The sequence below is a fragment of the Chryseobacterium gambrini genome, from assembly GCF_027920505.1.
Classification (GTDB): domain Bacteria; phylum Bacteroidota; class Bacteroidia; order Flavobacteriales; family Weeksellaceae; genus Chryseobacterium; species Chryseobacterium gambrini.
Genome location: NZ_CP115857.1, coordinates 2,782,943 through 2,798,483, shown reverse-complemented (window position 1 = coordinate 2,798,483; position 15,541 = coordinate 2,782,943). Strand labels below are relative to the sequence as shown.

General features: G+C 32.1%; 13 protein-coding genes and 2 tRNA genes. 7 read left to right on the top strand and 8 right to left on the bottom strand.

The window, feature by feature from the left end; all coding sequences use genetic code 11:
* Window positions 1-4 precede the first annotated feature (4 nt).
* Together tcmP and PFY09_RS12655 are read left to right on the top strand one after the other, a co-directional pair.
* Window positions 5-1,111, top strand: coding sequence for a three-Cys-motif partner protein TcmP (gene tcmP, locus PFY09_RS12660; protein ID WP_264742765.1), 1,107 nt, complete (start codon window positions 5-7; stop codon window positions 1,109-1,111).
* A complete protein-coding gene (locus PFY09_RS12655) occupies window positions 1,108-1,854 on the top strand; it encodes a DUF5131 family protein (protein WP_271159939.1) in 747 nt (248 codons plus the stop codon). Before tcmP ends, PFY09_RS12655 begins: the two co-directional genes overlap by 4 nt.
* A gap of 88 nt (window positions 1,855-1,942) precedes the next feature.
* Here the strand turns inward: PFY09_RS12655 and PFY09_RS12650 are convergent, their stop codons facing one another.
* The 8 genes from PFY09_RS12650 to PFY09_RS12615 all read right to left on the bottom strand — a co-directional run bounded on the left by PFY09_RS12650 (window position 1,943) and on the right by PFY09_RS12615 (window position 11,103).
* Window positions 1,943-3,409, bottom strand: coding sequence for a hypothetical protein (locus PFY09_RS12650; protein WP_271159938.1), 1,467 nt, complete (start codon window positions 3,407-3,409; stop codon window positions 1,943-1,945).
* Window positions 3,410-3,463: 54 nt separating this feature from the next.
* Window positions 3,464-4,741 carry a DUF3871 family protein gene (locus tag PFY09_RS12645; RefSeq protein WP_333781123.1) on the bottom strand — a complete coding sequence of 426 codons (1,278 nt, stop codon included), beginning with the start codon at window positions 4,739-4,741 and terminating at the stop codon, window positions 3,464-3,466.
* Complete coding sequence (locus tag PFY09_RS12640; RefSeq protein WP_271159936.1) at window positions 4,725-5,648, bottom strand: AAA family ATPase; 924 nt, start codon at window positions 5,646-5,648, stop codon at window positions 4,725-4,727. Before PFY09_RS12640 ends, PFY09_RS12645 begins: the two co-directional genes overlap by 17 nt.
* Window positions 5,649-5,773: 125 nt before the next feature.
* Complete coding sequence (locus PFY09_RS12635; RefSeq protein ID WP_271159935.1) at window positions 5,774-8,047, bottom strand: DEAD/DEAH box helicase family protein; 2,274 nt, start codon at window positions 8,045-8,047, stop codon at window positions 5,774-5,776.
* A 62-nt stretch (window positions 8,048-8,109) separates the two neighbouring features.
* On the bottom strand, window positions 8,110-9,306 hold the full coding sequence (locus PFY09_RS12630) for a site-specific integrase (protein WP_333781122.1): 1,197 nt from the start codon (window positions 9,304-9,306) through the stop codon (window positions 8,110-8,112).
* Window positions 9,307-9,631: 325 nt separating this feature from the next.
* A tRNA-Val gene (locus tag PFY09_RS12625) sits at window positions 9,632-9,706 on the bottom strand.
* A 33-nt stretch (window positions 9,707-9,739) separates the two neighbouring features.
* A tRNA-Val gene (locus PFY09_RS12620) sits at window positions 9,740-9,814 on the bottom strand.
* 44 nt (window positions 9,815-9,858) lie between these two features.
* Window positions 9,859-11,103, bottom strand: a complete 1,245-nt coding sequence (locus PFY09_RS12615) for a bifunctional folylpolyglutamate synthase/dihydrofolate synthase (protein WP_271159934.1) — start codon at window positions 11,101-11,103, stop codon at window positions 9,859-9,861.
* Between the two features lie 92 nt (window positions 11,104-11,195).
* Here PFY09_RS12615 and PFY09_RS12610 point away from each other — a divergent pair, with 92 nt between their 5' ends.
* Genes PFY09_RS12610 through PFY09_RS12590 form a run of 5 tightly spaced genes read left to right on the top strand, consistent with a single transcriptional unit; the run spans window position 11,196 to window position 15,427 of the window.
* The gene (locus tag PFY09_RS12610; protein WP_076394100.1) at window positions 11,196-12,536 is read left to right on the top strand and encodes a TolC family protein; all 1,341 of its coding nucleotides are present in this window, start codon (window positions 11,196-11,198) and stop codon (window positions 12,534-12,536) included.
* 1 nt (window position 12,537) lies between these two features.
* Window positions 12,538-13,128 (top strand): SprT-like domain-containing protein, encoded by a 591-nt coding sequence (locus PFY09_RS12605; RefSeq protein ID WP_271159933.1) that lies wholly within the window; start codon window positions 12,538-12,540, stop codon window positions 13,126-13,128.
* 2 nt (window positions 13,129-13,130) lie between these two features.
* Entirely contained in the window at window positions 13,131-14,216 is a 1,086-nt protein-coding gene (locus PFY09_RS12600) for a mannose-1-phosphate guanylyltransferase (protein WP_271159932.1), read from the top strand.
* A gap of 31 nt (window positions 14,217-14,247) precedes the next feature.
* A complete protein-coding gene (locus PFY09_RS12595) occupies window positions 14,248-14,925 on the top strand; it encodes a hypothetical protein (protein WP_271159931.1) in 678 nt (225 codons plus the stop codon).
* A complete protein-coding gene (locus PFY09_RS12590; protein WP_271159930.1) occupies window positions 14,882-15,427 on the top strand; it encodes a GNAT family N-acetyltransferase in 546 nt (181 codons plus the stop codon). Before PFY09_RS12595 ends, PFY09_RS12590 begins: the two co-directional genes overlap by 44 nt.
* The last annotated feature ends 114 nt before the right edge of the window (window positions 15,428-15,541 follow it).

The window sequence follows — 15,541 nt, the reverse complement described above, 5'->3', positions numbered from 1 at the left end:
AATAATGCAAGCAAAAAAACACTTTTCAAAGCCTTTTGATGATGGAACAAAAGCAAAGCTAGAGATTTTTAAAAAATATCTTACAGAATGGTTGCCTGTCTTTATATCTTCTAAAAATAATAATTACTGGGAGAATATTATTATTTATGATTTTTTTGCAGGTGAAGGCAAAGATGTCCAAGGAAATTATGGAAGTCCATTACTAATTTTAGAAATATTAAATAAATATAATGATTTAGTTAAGTCTACTGGTGTAAAAATTAAAGTTATACTTAATGAGGCAAATTATAGTTCTTTAATTCAATTACAAAACAATATTAACAGCTTTGAATATAACAGAGAAAAAATTGAAGTTGTTTTATATAATAAGCCTTTTAATACCTTATTTAATGAGATTTTCCCATTAATGTCTAAAAAGCCTAAAATCCCTAGATTAATGATTTTAGATCAGTTTGGCATAAAAGAAATTACAGAAGAAATTTTTAAAAAACTAATTGCCTTAGAAAGGACAGACTTTGTATTTTTCATATCATCATCATTTGTAAGAAGATTTAATGAGCTTCCTGAGTTTTCAAACTATATAAAAATAAAGAAAAAAGATTTTGATGAAAGCAAACCATTTCATTCTCACAGAGTTGTATTTGATTACTATAAATCATTGATAAATAATGATTATAGATTAGCTCCATTTTCAATTAAAAAAGGAATTAATATTTATGGGTTAATATTTGGATCTAATCATACTTATGGACTTGAAAAATTTTTAAAAGTAGGATGGAATATAAATCCTCATACTGGAGATGCAAATTACAATATAGATGGTGAAACAATAGCTGAGGGAATAGCTTCTTTGTTTGAAGAGTATAATACAATTAAAAAAATAGAATTACTCAATAAAAAATTAGAAAGAAATATTTTTGAAAAGAATGAGAATTCTCTTTATAATTTATATGTTAAAACACTGGAGTTTGGTTGCTTAGCTAAGCATTGTAATGATTATCTCAGAAAGTTAGAGAAAGAAAAAAGAATTGTTATAGATGGAAAATTAAAGTCTGAAAAAATCCATACTTTAGCAAAATATTCTGATGTAGAAATCTTAATTAAAAAATGAAACAATCTAAAATAGAATGGACTGATGCAACTTGGAATCCTTCTACTGGTTGTAATAAAATTACATCTGGCTGTAAGTTCTGTTATGCAGAAGTAATGGCTAAAAGATTAAAAGCAATGGGGGCTCCAGGGTATGAAAATGGTTTTGATTTTACATTAATGCCAGATAGACTTGATGCTCCAATTAAAATAAAAAGGCCTACAAAATTCTTTGTTAACTCAATGAGTGATTTATTTCATGAAAGAATGCCTTTTGAATTTTTGGATCAAGTTTTTGATACAATAAAAAAAACTCCACATCATCAATATCAAATTTTAACCAAAAGAGAAAATATTCTAGCAGATTATTTTTCAACTAGAGCTGTTCCCAAAAATGTTTGGTTGGGGGTAACAGTGGAACATGCTGCTACAAAGAAAAGAATTGATGTATTAAGGACAATTGATGCTGAAGTAAGATTTTTATCAGTAGAACCTCTTATATCTGATGTAGGAAAGCTAAATCTTGAAGATATACATTGGGTAATTGTTGGTGGTGAAAGTGGTCATAAAGCAAGACCTATGAAGGCTGAATGGGCAATTGATATTCAAAGACAATGTGATGAACAGAATGTTGCATTTTTCTTTAAACAATGGGGAACATGGGGAGCTGATGGAGTAAAAAGAAGTAAAAAAGCTAATGGAAGAATTTTATTAGGTCAAGAATGGAATGAGGAACCAGAATATGACATTGATTTGCTAAAATAAACCCATCTTACAGCTTTAGTAAGGTAGGATTAATTCAAAAACCAATGATAATCTGAGATAGTCACAATTTAATCTGACAGGAATATTGTTAAGATTCATTCTTAGAGAATAATATATCAAATTTTCTATATTCTTCTTGTAGATAATTAAGATCACAGGATTCATTTTCAAACTTATCTAAATGGCTACTAAATAATAATGATTTTTCAATATTATTAGAGTTTTTGGCTTGTTTTAAAATTTCAAAGAGATTGATATTTTCACATTTTAGTATTTGAACTATTTTGTCCCAAGTTAAGAGATCAACTATAAATACATTTTCTGGAGGGAGAGGATTTTCTTTAAGATTATTTTTGGTGCAGAACTTTTCAACATCATCTTTCAATATCTCCCATAAATCTTGTAAAGAAGAATAATAAAATGTTTTATATGTTATAATAATCCCAAAGTATTCTTTTTCATTTTTTTTATTCTTTATTACATTAAGCATTTGCTGTGTATATGCCTTTATAATTGAATCTTTAAGAGCATTATAAACTAGATTTATTGCTGGATTTACTGATGGTAAAGGTTTTGGTTCAATTCCTTTGCATTCAATAAGAACACAGTCATCTACTAAATAATCAACAACTTTTTCATTTTTACCATACAATATCCTTAATTCATTTTCTGTTATAAAGTTTATTTTAGCTTCTAACAGTCCTATCTCTATATACTTTTCCAATCTTTTTCCAAACTCTTCTGTAAAGCTCTCATCATTTTCTTTCAAATAATCATAGATATAATAGCAGCATGTGTGAGCAAATATTGATTTATGAATAATATTGATGCTATTGGATAAATTCTGAAATGGGAACATTGTAAAAAAAGAAATTTCAAATGGTTGAAATTCATTTTTAATAAGAGATTTCTTGTATGAATTAATTATTTTTTGAGCATTCTTATCTTCTAATAATAAAAGTTTTAGGTACTTATCTAGTGTTTCAATAGGCAAGCAGTAAGAATAAGCTTCATAAACATCTGTACCAATAAAACCATTGTAAGTATATTGTTTTAAAATAGAATTCATATTTGTGTACATCCAAAGTATAAAAGAAGTAGCTAGAAAATCATAAATAGTTATTCCTGTTTTACTTAGAAATGATTTTTCAATATCATACTTTGAAGTAATAGATGTGTAAAGTTTAAGTTGTTGTGCAAAATACACCCAATGAATTTGTTTTTGTAAATAGAGTTGTTGATAACCAATTATTTGAAAAAAGCTATCCCAATCATGCTTTTTAACATAAGGATTAAGGGTTATACTTTCAAACTTTTCTATATAATTAAGTAACTGCAGAATTTCATTATCTGAAAGCTTTTTAGGATTATAAGGCTCTTCCCCATTAAGGTATGTCCATTTTATTAGAAGAAATACTTGCCATATAGCAGAAGGTTTGTTGTCATCTTTTAAATCAACTCTTTTTAAAAGTGAATATAGACTTATCAATAGTTCTTTTCTACTGAACTTTTTTATTTTATTTCTAATGTAGTTATAAGTAATGAATTCCTGCATACCAACAATTATAAAAAATAAAATCCACCCCACAAAATTGTGAGATGGATAAAGTTAACTCAAAAACCAATGATAATCTGAATTACCATTGAGTACTTTTTGAATACCCTTGGTAAACTCAAAGGCATTTAAATTCCTGTCAAGAAAAGTGTCTATATAACTACTCTTATTAGCTTGTGTGAAGAGATTATAAACATCCCAGAGATTAATGCTTCCATCATCTTCTCTGCAGAAATTCTTGTCCTCATAGTAATCCTTTGCCATAGTATTAATATGGCTGTCATTAAAATTAAGTAAAGGAATATTCTGTTTCTCTGTTTTGGGTAAGTGTTGATATAGCCTACTCTTACCTATAAGCTGGGCAAATTGATGTTCTGAAAAGTAATCTTGTGTAAGTTCCTTCATCTCCATGAGATGTAGCTCTGCATTATAGCTTTGTATAGTTTCTACTGCTTTATTGTATAAATCATCAGCATTAGAAGTTCTTATATCTTCAAGGAACCCATCTGTAGATACACAAAGGTTACAGCATACTTTATTCTGAAATCCAATAAAGAACTTGAACTTTTCTAAAGATTTCTTACTGTAGAGATTCTCCTGATTGTATGCTCTTACCCCACCAATAGTTAGAGAAAGTTCATTACCATTCACTATATCAGTAATGGAAGGAACTTTAATAATAAAAGCCATTCTTTCATAATAGATAGTTTTTTCATGCTCTAGAAGCTCTTTTACAGGCTTATAAATAGCTGAAGGAGTTCTACCCTTGATTTGATGAGATACTCTAATTTCAGGGGCTGTAATGCTGTGGTAAGGAAATGTTTTATTTACAGCATTAATAATACATTCTATAAATTCCTGATGTGCAATAGTTTTCTCATTGTCTCTAGAGAATACAGGAATGATGCAATCATTCTGTAAGTGATGTAATGTAGCTTCCAGTGTATTAGCCATAATAAATGGGCTGGGCTGATTATTTCCAGCAGTAATATCACTAGGGTAGCTTTCTACTTTGGGATTGGGCATAAAAGAAGCCTGAACTATATTTAAAGATTCAGGCTTATTATCTACTGTACTGGATTCACTTTTGGGCTGGTCAGGAATATTCATCCTGCTTGGATAGAATATTTCTGCATCTTCAATCTCTTCATTATCAAGGAAAATATCATCTAGAGATTTCTTATCTGATAAATCATTCACTCTCTTAAGCTGTAAGTCAGGTGGGATAGGAGTAGTCCTATTATTTATCTCTATTGTGTTAGTAGTTTTTGAAGTCACTACATCAAATGCTTCCTCTAGAGAAGAAGGTTTAGTTTTATTTTTCATATCCATTTCTACTGAATTGATTATTAGGGTTAGTGGTGTGGATTAATAATGTTTTCCTAGCTTCAAAGTCTGGCTTTAAAGTCTTGTGATATTGGGGAAACTCTTTATATAAAGTTAAAAGTTCAGCTATAGAATTACAGCCTTGAATAGCTTTATATACATCTTCTTCTGTAGAGACTCTCTGCTGAATTTGGGGAGGAATTTCCATAGGAATAGATTTACTTTCAGATTCTATACCTGAATTACACCAATCTAAAATCACCTTTCCTGTTTCAGAGGTGATGATAAATTCAGGTCTGTTCATAAATAGCCCTGTTCTGTCTTTACTAGCCTTAGCTAAATGATTCTCATTCACTAGCTCAAAATTAATAGTCAATTCATACTCAAAGCCATCTCTTGTGATTTCCTTAGTGCCATGCTTTACTACTTGGGTTTTACCATTACTAGCTACATCTAGAGAATAGTCTATCTTTCTTCTTGTAGTGGTTATGACATGGCATGTTGACTGTAATATCTTATTAATAAAAGCCTGATGTCTTGGTGTAACATTAGCCCAGTCTTGAAATCTTCCACCTAGTTTTTCATGAATATCAAGACATCCACCTGTGCCATTCCACTCATGGGTAATAGAATCTATGATAATTACTTCTATTCCAGAGTTTTCACATAGTTCTATGGCTTGTATGTATCTTTCAGGAGAATAAGGAGCCTGTAAATCCAGTACATTGTAATTCCCTAAGTCTGAATATAAGGAAGCAGAGGAATTTTCTGTATCTATAACAGCTATTTTACTCCAATCCTGTGTCATTCCATAGGCTAATAATAAAGCTGATTTGGTTTTTCCAAACCCAGAAGCCCCAGATAATCCTAATCTGAGCTTTACTTGTTGTTTTTGTGATTGTTTTAATTGCATATGTTTAAAATTTAATTGTTAGAATTTGGACATAAAAAAACACCCAACTCTTGGGTGTTCATGATGTATGAGTAAAAAATTGTAATTACTTATATATGTTAGATTACAAAAAGCAACTCATTTTATTAAACTATTCTTTTGTAATTTTTTTGTGTTTCTCCATCTCTAGGTCTATAACTTGCAGTTTCATAGAATGAATCAATAATATAATCATAAAATTTTGGGGCAATATCTTCCAGTTTTATGTTTCTGAAGAAATTAGCACCATTTAATTTTAATGCAGGATTTTTCTCTTTAATCTCTTGAATTAAGTTTAAAAGTTCATTTTCTTCATTTTCAAAGATTTTAACTTCTTCATAGTTTTTAAAATATGCAGGCTCATTATTTACACTAGCTATCATACTGTTATGTACCTTGTCTATAAAAGTTTTAATTCTTTCAGAGAAATTTCTCCTTTCAGGAGTAGAGTTGTCATTAAAATTTGCATATTCAACAGCAAGATACTTCAAAGGTAGTTTTCTAGGGAGTATTCCTGATATTTCAGCTTGTGTTGTCACATACTTATAAATTTCTGTTTTTAATTTTGCTACAGTATTTGAATCATAGCTTAATGGAATAGAGCCAATTATTTTATCTCTCAGTTCTTTATATATAACTGACAAATGTTTATGTGTGTTATTTGAATCCTCATTATATTCCTCATATGCTATTCTCATAACTCCTCTAAATTCTTCTTCATCTAATGCAGGAGCATAATAAAATTCAGCTAACCTTGCATTGTAAAATTGATTAGTAAAGGCAGAATAAGTCACAAAACTGGATAGGTTCTTACCAAGAAATCCTTCTAAGGTTAGAATCATTTCTCCATTTTCCATGATATAATCATAAAGGTCAGGAATGTCTAAGTTAGAATTTCTTAAATAGGGAATCATTAATCTTGTTATTAACTCAGAATACTTATTGCTGATAATCTCAAAATGTTCTGAAAATGGGATATATCTAACTAGTGGTGTAGTTACTCCATTTCTATTCCTAGTTCTGTTAGGATCAATAGCTATTTCATTATAAGCTTGCATAAAGTGATTCCTTTGATCTTCAGACATATTTCTTAAAGAACTATAATCCATTAAAATAGGATGTGGTAAAATAATATGTATTTCTCCAATTGTTCTTTGTCTTGCAATGGATTGAATAACAGAATTTATTCCTTCTGTGAAGATTCCATTGTTAGAAAAATAAGGGCCTTTAGATTTAGGAGGAAGAATTATTATGAAAGCATGATCCTCTTTATTTATGCTTACACCAGATTTAAAGTTGGTTCCAATATTACAAAAATTATTGTCATATCTATTAGTAGAAATATCTTCATCAGTATTATTCTGGTTATCTTCTAGATTTGATGTACAATCTCTTAGTGTACCAAATTTTTCAGTAAGTAAGTTTCCAGGTTCAGTATTAGGGTCTAGAAGGTTCTTACATAGTTTTTTTGAATAGCATAAAATGTCTATATTCTTATCTTCTCTGATTAACTGTTTGACTAATTGTGAAATAGGAGTATGGTTTGATGTGTTGTATGAGTTTGTGAAATGTAAATATAACCTGCTTTGCTCATTTATAACCTCTCTTTTAGACTCTAGGATTTGAATCTTGTTATCAGTTAATTTTGATAGCATTTTTATTACTGGAATAGATTGTACATTATAGGTAGCACTTAATAAAATATTTTTTGCTATAACTTTGGAAAAATAATATAAATGAGCCTCTCCAATTTTGCTGAAATTTCTGATAGCCTCATGTATTTCATCATAAATAAATATTACTTTCTTATTATTATCTCCAAATTGTTTTGAAAGTTTCTGCAAATAAGAATTCTTAGCTTCAGATTGTAAAGGAGCATTGTCTCCAGGATTTCCTAATAAAGTATTGACTGTAACTAAATGGATTCTAAAAAGAGGATTTAGATAATCAATTTGATCTTTATTTCTAATGTTTTCATAGGAGTATATTTGTTCTTCTGTGAATCCTAAGTTTAATAAATCCTTTTTATATTGAGAAATTAAGCTCACTAAAGGCACTGCTATGATTATATATGTGTTAGCATTGCTAAGTATATGTTCTTTAACTATTTCTAAAATTGCAGTTGTTTTTCCTTGCCCAACAGCACAATTTATGACAGAGGTATTCCTTACATTTAAGTTTAACTTTTCTGCAAGAGAATCTTTAATATATCCATTAGAATTAAGCTCTAGAGGTTCTTCCTTTGTTATTAATTGTTCAGATCTTTCCAAATGTGCATTAGCTTGTTCAGTGTTTCTAAAACCTGCATTATCAATAAAATTAAGAACTTCAAGATTAAAATAATCTATTGGAAAATTATTAAAATGGTCATTAACATTCATAAATATTAAAATTAACAGTGTTATAAATAATTAATAAATATAACACTGTTATTTAGATTTCACTATAAATTAAGCTTATCTTTTAACCTATTCATCTGTTCACCAACTTTTTCCTTTACAACCTTAGCATAATGCTGTTGAGTAGTTCCTATTTCTGAATGACCTAAAAGCTCAGATACTATCTCCATAGGTACATCATTGTAAAGTAGAATAGTTGAAGCAAAGGTTTTTCTGGCTATATGATGGGTAAGAGTCTTATTTATACCTACAATCTCAGCTATCTCCTTTAGATAAGAATTGAACTTCTGATTAGTAATAATAGGAAGGAGCTGTGTCTCTGTTCTATACTTATATAAAATATTTTCTGCTTTAGATAACAAGGGAATATCATAATCTCTCTTAGTCTTCTGTCTGTGAATATGAATCCATTTATTACTATCATAACCTGTCTGAATATCACTTGCTTTAAGATTTGACATTTCTGTATATGCTAAACCTGTATAACAGCAGAAAATAAACATATCAGCAACTTGCTGTAATCTTTCAGAAGCAAACTGATGTTTCTCTAATGCTTCCAATTCCTCTTTAGATAAGAACACAACTTGTTTCTTAGGCTTCCTGTTCTTGTAGAGTAGGAAAGGGTCTTTAGCTAAGTAATCTAATCCTACAGCTAACTTTACTATCTGTTTGAACCTCTGTATAGTCTTATGAACTGTATTCTGTTTAAACTGTTTCTCAGCTTTAAGATAGAACTCAAACTCAGTAATAAATGCCATTGTCATGTCTTTTAGAAGATAATCTGATTTATTGTACTTGTACTTTATGAAAGACTTTACATGAGTTTGTGTCTGATAAAACTTAGCTACAGACACTTTAGTAGTAGAAATACCTATCAACTTTTCCTGTTTAGTGATATGTAAATGAAACATTTCAGTAATTGATTTATCCTGCTTAATATTTTCTCCTTTGTATTGTCTGTAAATATCATCTACATCAAAGTCCTTTTCCTGAACTTGTAGGAATAAAAAAGCCTGATTAATGTCTTGTTTAATCAGGCTTAGTTGAGTGTTGATTTGAGTGTTTCCTTTATTAGGAGGATGTGCTTTCTGCTTGGAAGCATTCCAGTATTCTGGGTTGATAAATACTCCAGTTGAAAAAGGCTTTCTTTGACTGTCTAAAGTGATTCTACATTCAATAGGACAAAGCCCTTTTATGTTAGCTTTGTTTCTTCTTAGTAAAAATAGTATTGATAATTTCATAGTATTAATGGGGGATTGAATGGGTAACCTAGACTAGAAGTGGGTAACCTAATGGGTAACCTGAGTCTAATTTATTTTGTGATTTTTGGAAGCAAATTTTTCCTCTTTTTAACTTTAATTTTAAGATAAAAATGAATGCAAACTGTTTAAAAACATAAATGGGTAACCTAGAGTGAAAATGGGTAACCTAAAATACTGCCTTTAAATTGAAAAATATTGAGATTTGAAAAACTTAGGATTTAAATGAGAATTACTGTAAACTCCCATGAATAGGAGGGAAGTTGTATAAAACAAAAAAATCTCCCTTAAAAAAGAGAGATTTTTGTGGGTCCTGAGGGATTCGAACCCCCGACCCTCTGGGTGTAAACCAGATGCTCTGAACCAACTGAGCTAAGAACCCGAATTTTTTTGAAAGGTTTCGTTTCCTTTTCTGTGGGTCCTGAGGGATTCGAACCCCCGACCCTCTGGGTGTAAACCAGATGCTCTGAACCAACTGAGCTAAGAACCCTCTTTATCGTTATTTCCTCGATTAGAGTGGTGCAAATATACGACTTATTTAGAAATCTCCAAATTTTTTTCTAAAAATTCTCCCACTACAAAGTTACTTCCCCCGATAAAAATCATTTCTTCATTTGTACATTCCTCTTTTGCAGAAAGATACGCCTGTTGTACAGAATCGAAAATTTTGTAAAAAATTTTCGCATCAATCAGTAAATTTTCATAATCTTCAGGGTGTCTTCCGCGATGGATGGCTGGTTTTGCAAAATAAAACTGAGAATTGTCAGGTAAAATTTTCATGACGTCGTCTATTTTTTTGTCATTCACGAAGCCTAAAATAATATGTTTGTGCTTATCGATGGAATTTAATTGTGAAAAAACATATTCCAGACCTGCCTGATTGTGTCCTGTGTCGCAAATCGTCAATGGATTTTCTGAAAACTGGAACCATCGACCGATAAATCCTGTGTTTTGGTGAACATGAAGAAGCCCTTTTTCAATATTTTCATCGGAAATGGTGTAATTTAATTTTCTTAATTCATCAACTAAACATAATACGACCTTAATGTTTTTCTCTTGATAATTTCCCTTTAAATCAGATTCTAAATCTGTTTTTAGCAGGGTAGCATCAACAAAAGTTGCATTTTCTTCATCAGCTTTATTTTTAATGATATTTTTTACGGCTTCGTTTTCATCTCCGGAAATAACAGGAACTCCCGCTTTTACGATTCCTGCTTTTTCTCCTGCAATTTCTTCAATGGTATCTCCTAAAATATTCTGATGATCCAGCTGTACATTCGTAATGGCTGAAACCAAAGGATTGATAATATTGGTAGAATCCAGTCTGCCTCCTAAACCGACTTCTATAATCGCAAAATCTACATTTTGCTGATAAAAATATTCAAAAGCCATGATCGTGGTAAATTCGAAAAAGGAAGGACGGATATTTTCAGGAAGATTTTTCAGTTTCCGGATGAAATTAAATACAAATTCCTTGTCGCAGTTTTTTCCGTTCATTTTAATTCGCTCTGTAAAATCAATGAGATGGGGAGAATTATACAGACCTACTTTATATCCCGATTCCTGCAGAACCGAAGCCAGCATATTACTGGAAGAACCTTTGCCGTTTGTTCCGCCAATGTGAATGCATTTTATCTTTTCCTGAGGGTTTCCAAAAAAATCGCAAAGTTTTATAATATTGTCCAATCCCGGTTTGTAAGCTTTCTGCCCGTCTGTCTGATAATTAGGAGCCTGAACGAAAAGCCATTCTACCGCTTCCTGATACTGTTCGTTTGTCATGATACAAAATTCTCAAAAGTTTTTTAAAAAGAAATATTAAAACTGTAACTTTTTTATATTTACTTCGTCTAATAGGGAAAAATATATAGAGTATGAAAAAGGTTTTGACTATTATTTTGGGATTATCTTGTCTGGCTGTAAATGCCCAGAAAAAATGGTCTTTGAGAGAATGTGTGGATTATGCGACCAAACATAATCTTCAGGTGATCCAAAATGAATATTCGAAACAGTCTCAGGATCTGAATCTGAAAATTGCAAAGAAAAATTACCTTCCCTCTGTTTCTGGTTCTGTGGGGAATACGGTGAGTTTCGGGCAGACTTCTTTTGGTACGGGAAGTTTAAGAAACGACAGATTCAGTAACAGTGCAAATCTTGGCGCAGATATTTTGGTATACAATAACGGCAGACTTGAAAAAACCATCAGAAAAACAGAATTCGATGTAGAAGCAAGTCAGTATGATATTGAAACCATTAAAAATGATATTTCTCTTCAGATTGCACAGCAGTATTTAACAACGTTACTGAATAAAGAAATTGTAAAAATTTCTCAGGCGGCTGTTGAAAATGCTCAGAAACAATATGACAGATCAAAAATTACTACAGAAATAGGCACAACGGCACAAACGGTTTTAGCAGAAGCAGAGGCAGGACTGGCAAGAGAAAAACAAAACCTGAAGACCGCTGAAATTAATGTGGGAAGAAGCTTATTTGCTTTAGCGCAGCTTTTACAGCTTCAGGAATATAAAGATTTTGATGTGGAAGATGTAAATGTTCCGGATCAGTTGGCTCCGCAGTTAAAATCAGTTGATGAGGTTTTAACAACAGCTTACGAGACTCAGCCGCAGGTAAAAGCAGCGGAGAGCAGGATAAAAGCAGCACAGGCGCAGACCGAAGTTTCCAAAACGGCTTTCTGGCCTACTGTTACGGCAAGTGCAGGAATTGGATCTTTCTACAATAACCTTTTAAATACAGATAATGTAGGTTCCGCTCTTTTCTATGTAAAAGAACAGGGATTCTTTTCTCAATATAAAGACAATTTCGGACAACAGGCAGCTCTTTCTGTCAATATCCCTATTTTTAATAAAGGAATTACAAAACTTCAGGTAGAACAGTCTAAACTGAATGAAAGTCTGGCTAAAGTAACTTTGGAACAGCAGAAACAGACCGTAAGACAGAATGTTCAGAAAGCGCAGTTTGATGTGGATGCCAATTATGAAATCTATCTTTCATCACTTCAGGCAGAGAAAAGCACCAAACTTGCATTGGAGTTTGCAGATAAAAGTTATGCAGCAGGAAGATCTACCATTTATGATGTAAATATTGCAAGAAATAATTATGCTAATGCACAGGGTTCTGTAGCTCAGGCAAAATATAATTATGTTTTCAGTCTTAAATTGTTGAATTTCTATGCCGGAATTCCATTAAGTTTGTAAAATGTCTATTCAGTCATTAGAAAAATATTTACCGCAAAATACGCTTCAATATTTAAAAATCTGGTTTGCAGACTATTATATTCATATAAAAGTTACACGCAACAGGAATTCCAAACTGGGAGATTATCGTAAACTTCCGGATCATTCTCATGAGATTACGATCAATTCCACTTTGGCTCCGCAATTATTTTTCTTTGTGTTAACCCATGAGTTGGCGCATCTTATTGCCTTTGAAAAATACGGCAGAAGAATTTCTCCTCACGGAAACGAATGGAAAGAAACTTTCCGGCAGATGCTTTTGCAGAGTCTTGAAGTATATGAAGAAGATTTAAGACCCGTCATTGTTAAATTTTCGAAATCTCCGAAAGCCAATTTTATGGCAAGTCCGGAGCTGGTAAAATATTTTCACATTGAGAAACAGGACGATACGCTTGTGTTTATTGAAACGCTTCAAAAAGGAGATCTTTTTATTTACCGGAACGAAAAGTACCTCTTAGAAGGTCTAATTAAAAAAAACTATCTTTGTAAAAACTTGGCTACAGGAAGAAAGTATTCTTTCAAACCATTGGCAAGGGTAGAAAAATACACATAAGAATGTCAAAATCAAACAGATATTGCGTCATTATGGCAGGTGGAATCGGAAGCAGATTCTGGCCTATGAGTACGCAGAAATTTCCGAAACAGTTTCAGGATATTTTAGGAGTGGGACGCACCATGATTCAGCAGACCTATGACAGGATCAGCAGAATTATTCCTAATGAAAATATATTTGTGATTACGAATAAAGAGTATGTAGAGCTTTCGCATCAGCAGTTGCCGGAAGTTCCGCAGGAAAATATTGTAGGCGAACCTTTGCTTAAAAATACGGCTCCGTGTAATCTTTACATGGCGAATAAAATCGCTGAAACAGATCCCGATGCAACCATGATCGTGCTTCCTGCAGATCATTTAATTTTAAAAGAAGAAACTTTTCTGAAAAAAGTAGAACTGGCTTTTGAAATTGCTGCAAAGAACGAATATCTGGTAACATTAGGAATTACACCTACAAGACCCGACACAGGATACGGCTATATTCAGTTTGTAGACAAACACGATTCAGATTATTATAAAGTAAAGACCTTTACGGAAAAGCCGATTCTTGAAATTGCTAAAAGCTTTCTGGAAAGCGGTGATTTCCTTTGGAATGCAGGCATTTTTATCTGGAGTGTAAAAAGCATCCATCATGCTTTTGAAATGTATCTTCCGGAAATGACGCAGCATTTTATGGCTTGCGAATACAATGCAGACAGTGAAAAAAGCTGTATTGAACTGATTTATCCTAAAGTCCAGAAAATTTCTATTGATAACGGGATTTTAGAAAAAGCACAGAACGTTTATGTAATTCCGGCAGATTTGGGCTGGAGCGATTTGGGAACATGGACTTCCGTTTATGAAAATGCAGACAAGGATGAGAATCTGAATGCCGTAAAATCTAAACAGCCGATTCTTACCTATAATGCAAAAGGAAATGTAATCCGTATGAAAAATAACAATAAAGCAGTGGTTATCGACGGATTGGAAAATTACATCATTGTAGATACCGATAAAGCTCTTTTAATCTGCCCGAGAGATCACGATCAGCTGATAAAAGACTATGTTTTAGACCTTAAAAACCTGAAGAAAGGAGATAAATTCATGTAAAATATTTTTCTTTTTTCCTCGTTCTATAACTATGATAACATTGATAAGAAAATTCTGGGTATTCGGGTTTTTGTTTTTGGGAATATTTTCTTACGCGCAGGAAAAGAAGCATTTTTCTAATGTTTCCAGTATTTTACAGAACATTATTCCGAATGTTAAAGCCTCTTCCTGGCTGCTGATTCACAGCGGTTATGGGAAAGACCGTATTTTGAAACAGTCCGGAGCGGCGATAGATTATGTTTCACAAACCTCAGGATTCAATATCGGAATTGCGGAAGAAAATGAATTTTATTTCATCGTCTATGTATCCGGAGGAAAAACAGAATATGTTACCACTCTTGAAGGGCTTAAAAACTTTGTGGGAAAACCTGATGACATTCAGGATGCTGCCATTTCTGCGGCAACAGACGGTTATATTATCGATGAAGAATTCAGAGATATTGCGGCGAATTATTACGAAGATAAATCCAATTATTATCTGAATTTAGGAAAGCTGACTTCTACAGAATGTCCTTATCAGAAAAAACATTTTACTTTAACCATCAGTAAATCAACAGGAATAATTACGGAAGCGAAAGATAATGGTTCGTATATTGAGCTTTATAATAAAAAATGCACCAATAACCCAAGATTGCTGAAGATCGAGAAAAAAGAAGAACCGAAAGATGAGCCTAAAAAGAAACCCGCAAGATCCACAAAACGAAAATAATTCTTACGAAACAGAACGTCTGATTCTTCGTCCGATGTCTTTGGAAGATGCAGCATTTATTCTGGATCTTTACAACCGTCCGAAATTCATTCAGTTTGTCGGAGATCGTAATTTGAAGACACTTTCTGACGCAGAAGATTATATCAGAAACCGTTTTCTTCCTCAAATGGAAAGATTGGGCTATGGAAATTATTTAATGCTTACCAAAGAAGGAAATCATAAAATCGGAGGAGTTGGAATTTTCGAAAGGGAAGGATTGGATGTTGTGGATATCGGCTTTTCGCTTTTAGATGAGTTTGAAGGAAAAGGGTACGCTTATGAAGCCGCTTTAAAGATAAAATCAGTCGGAATGGATGATTTCGGGTTGAAAAAGATTTCTGCCATTACAACAAAAGACAACTTTTCTTCTCAGAAATTAATTGAAAAGCTGGGGTTAAAATTCCAAAAATTCGTCACCATTCCCAACGATCCGGAGGAACTGATGTATTACGAAACAGATTAGGATAGTTTTTACTTTAGACAACTTCTTTATTTAACCACAAAAGCCACAAAAAAGATTCAACAGCTTCTAAAGATCTCTGATTTTTATTCTTTTGAGCCTTTTGCGGTTAAATAA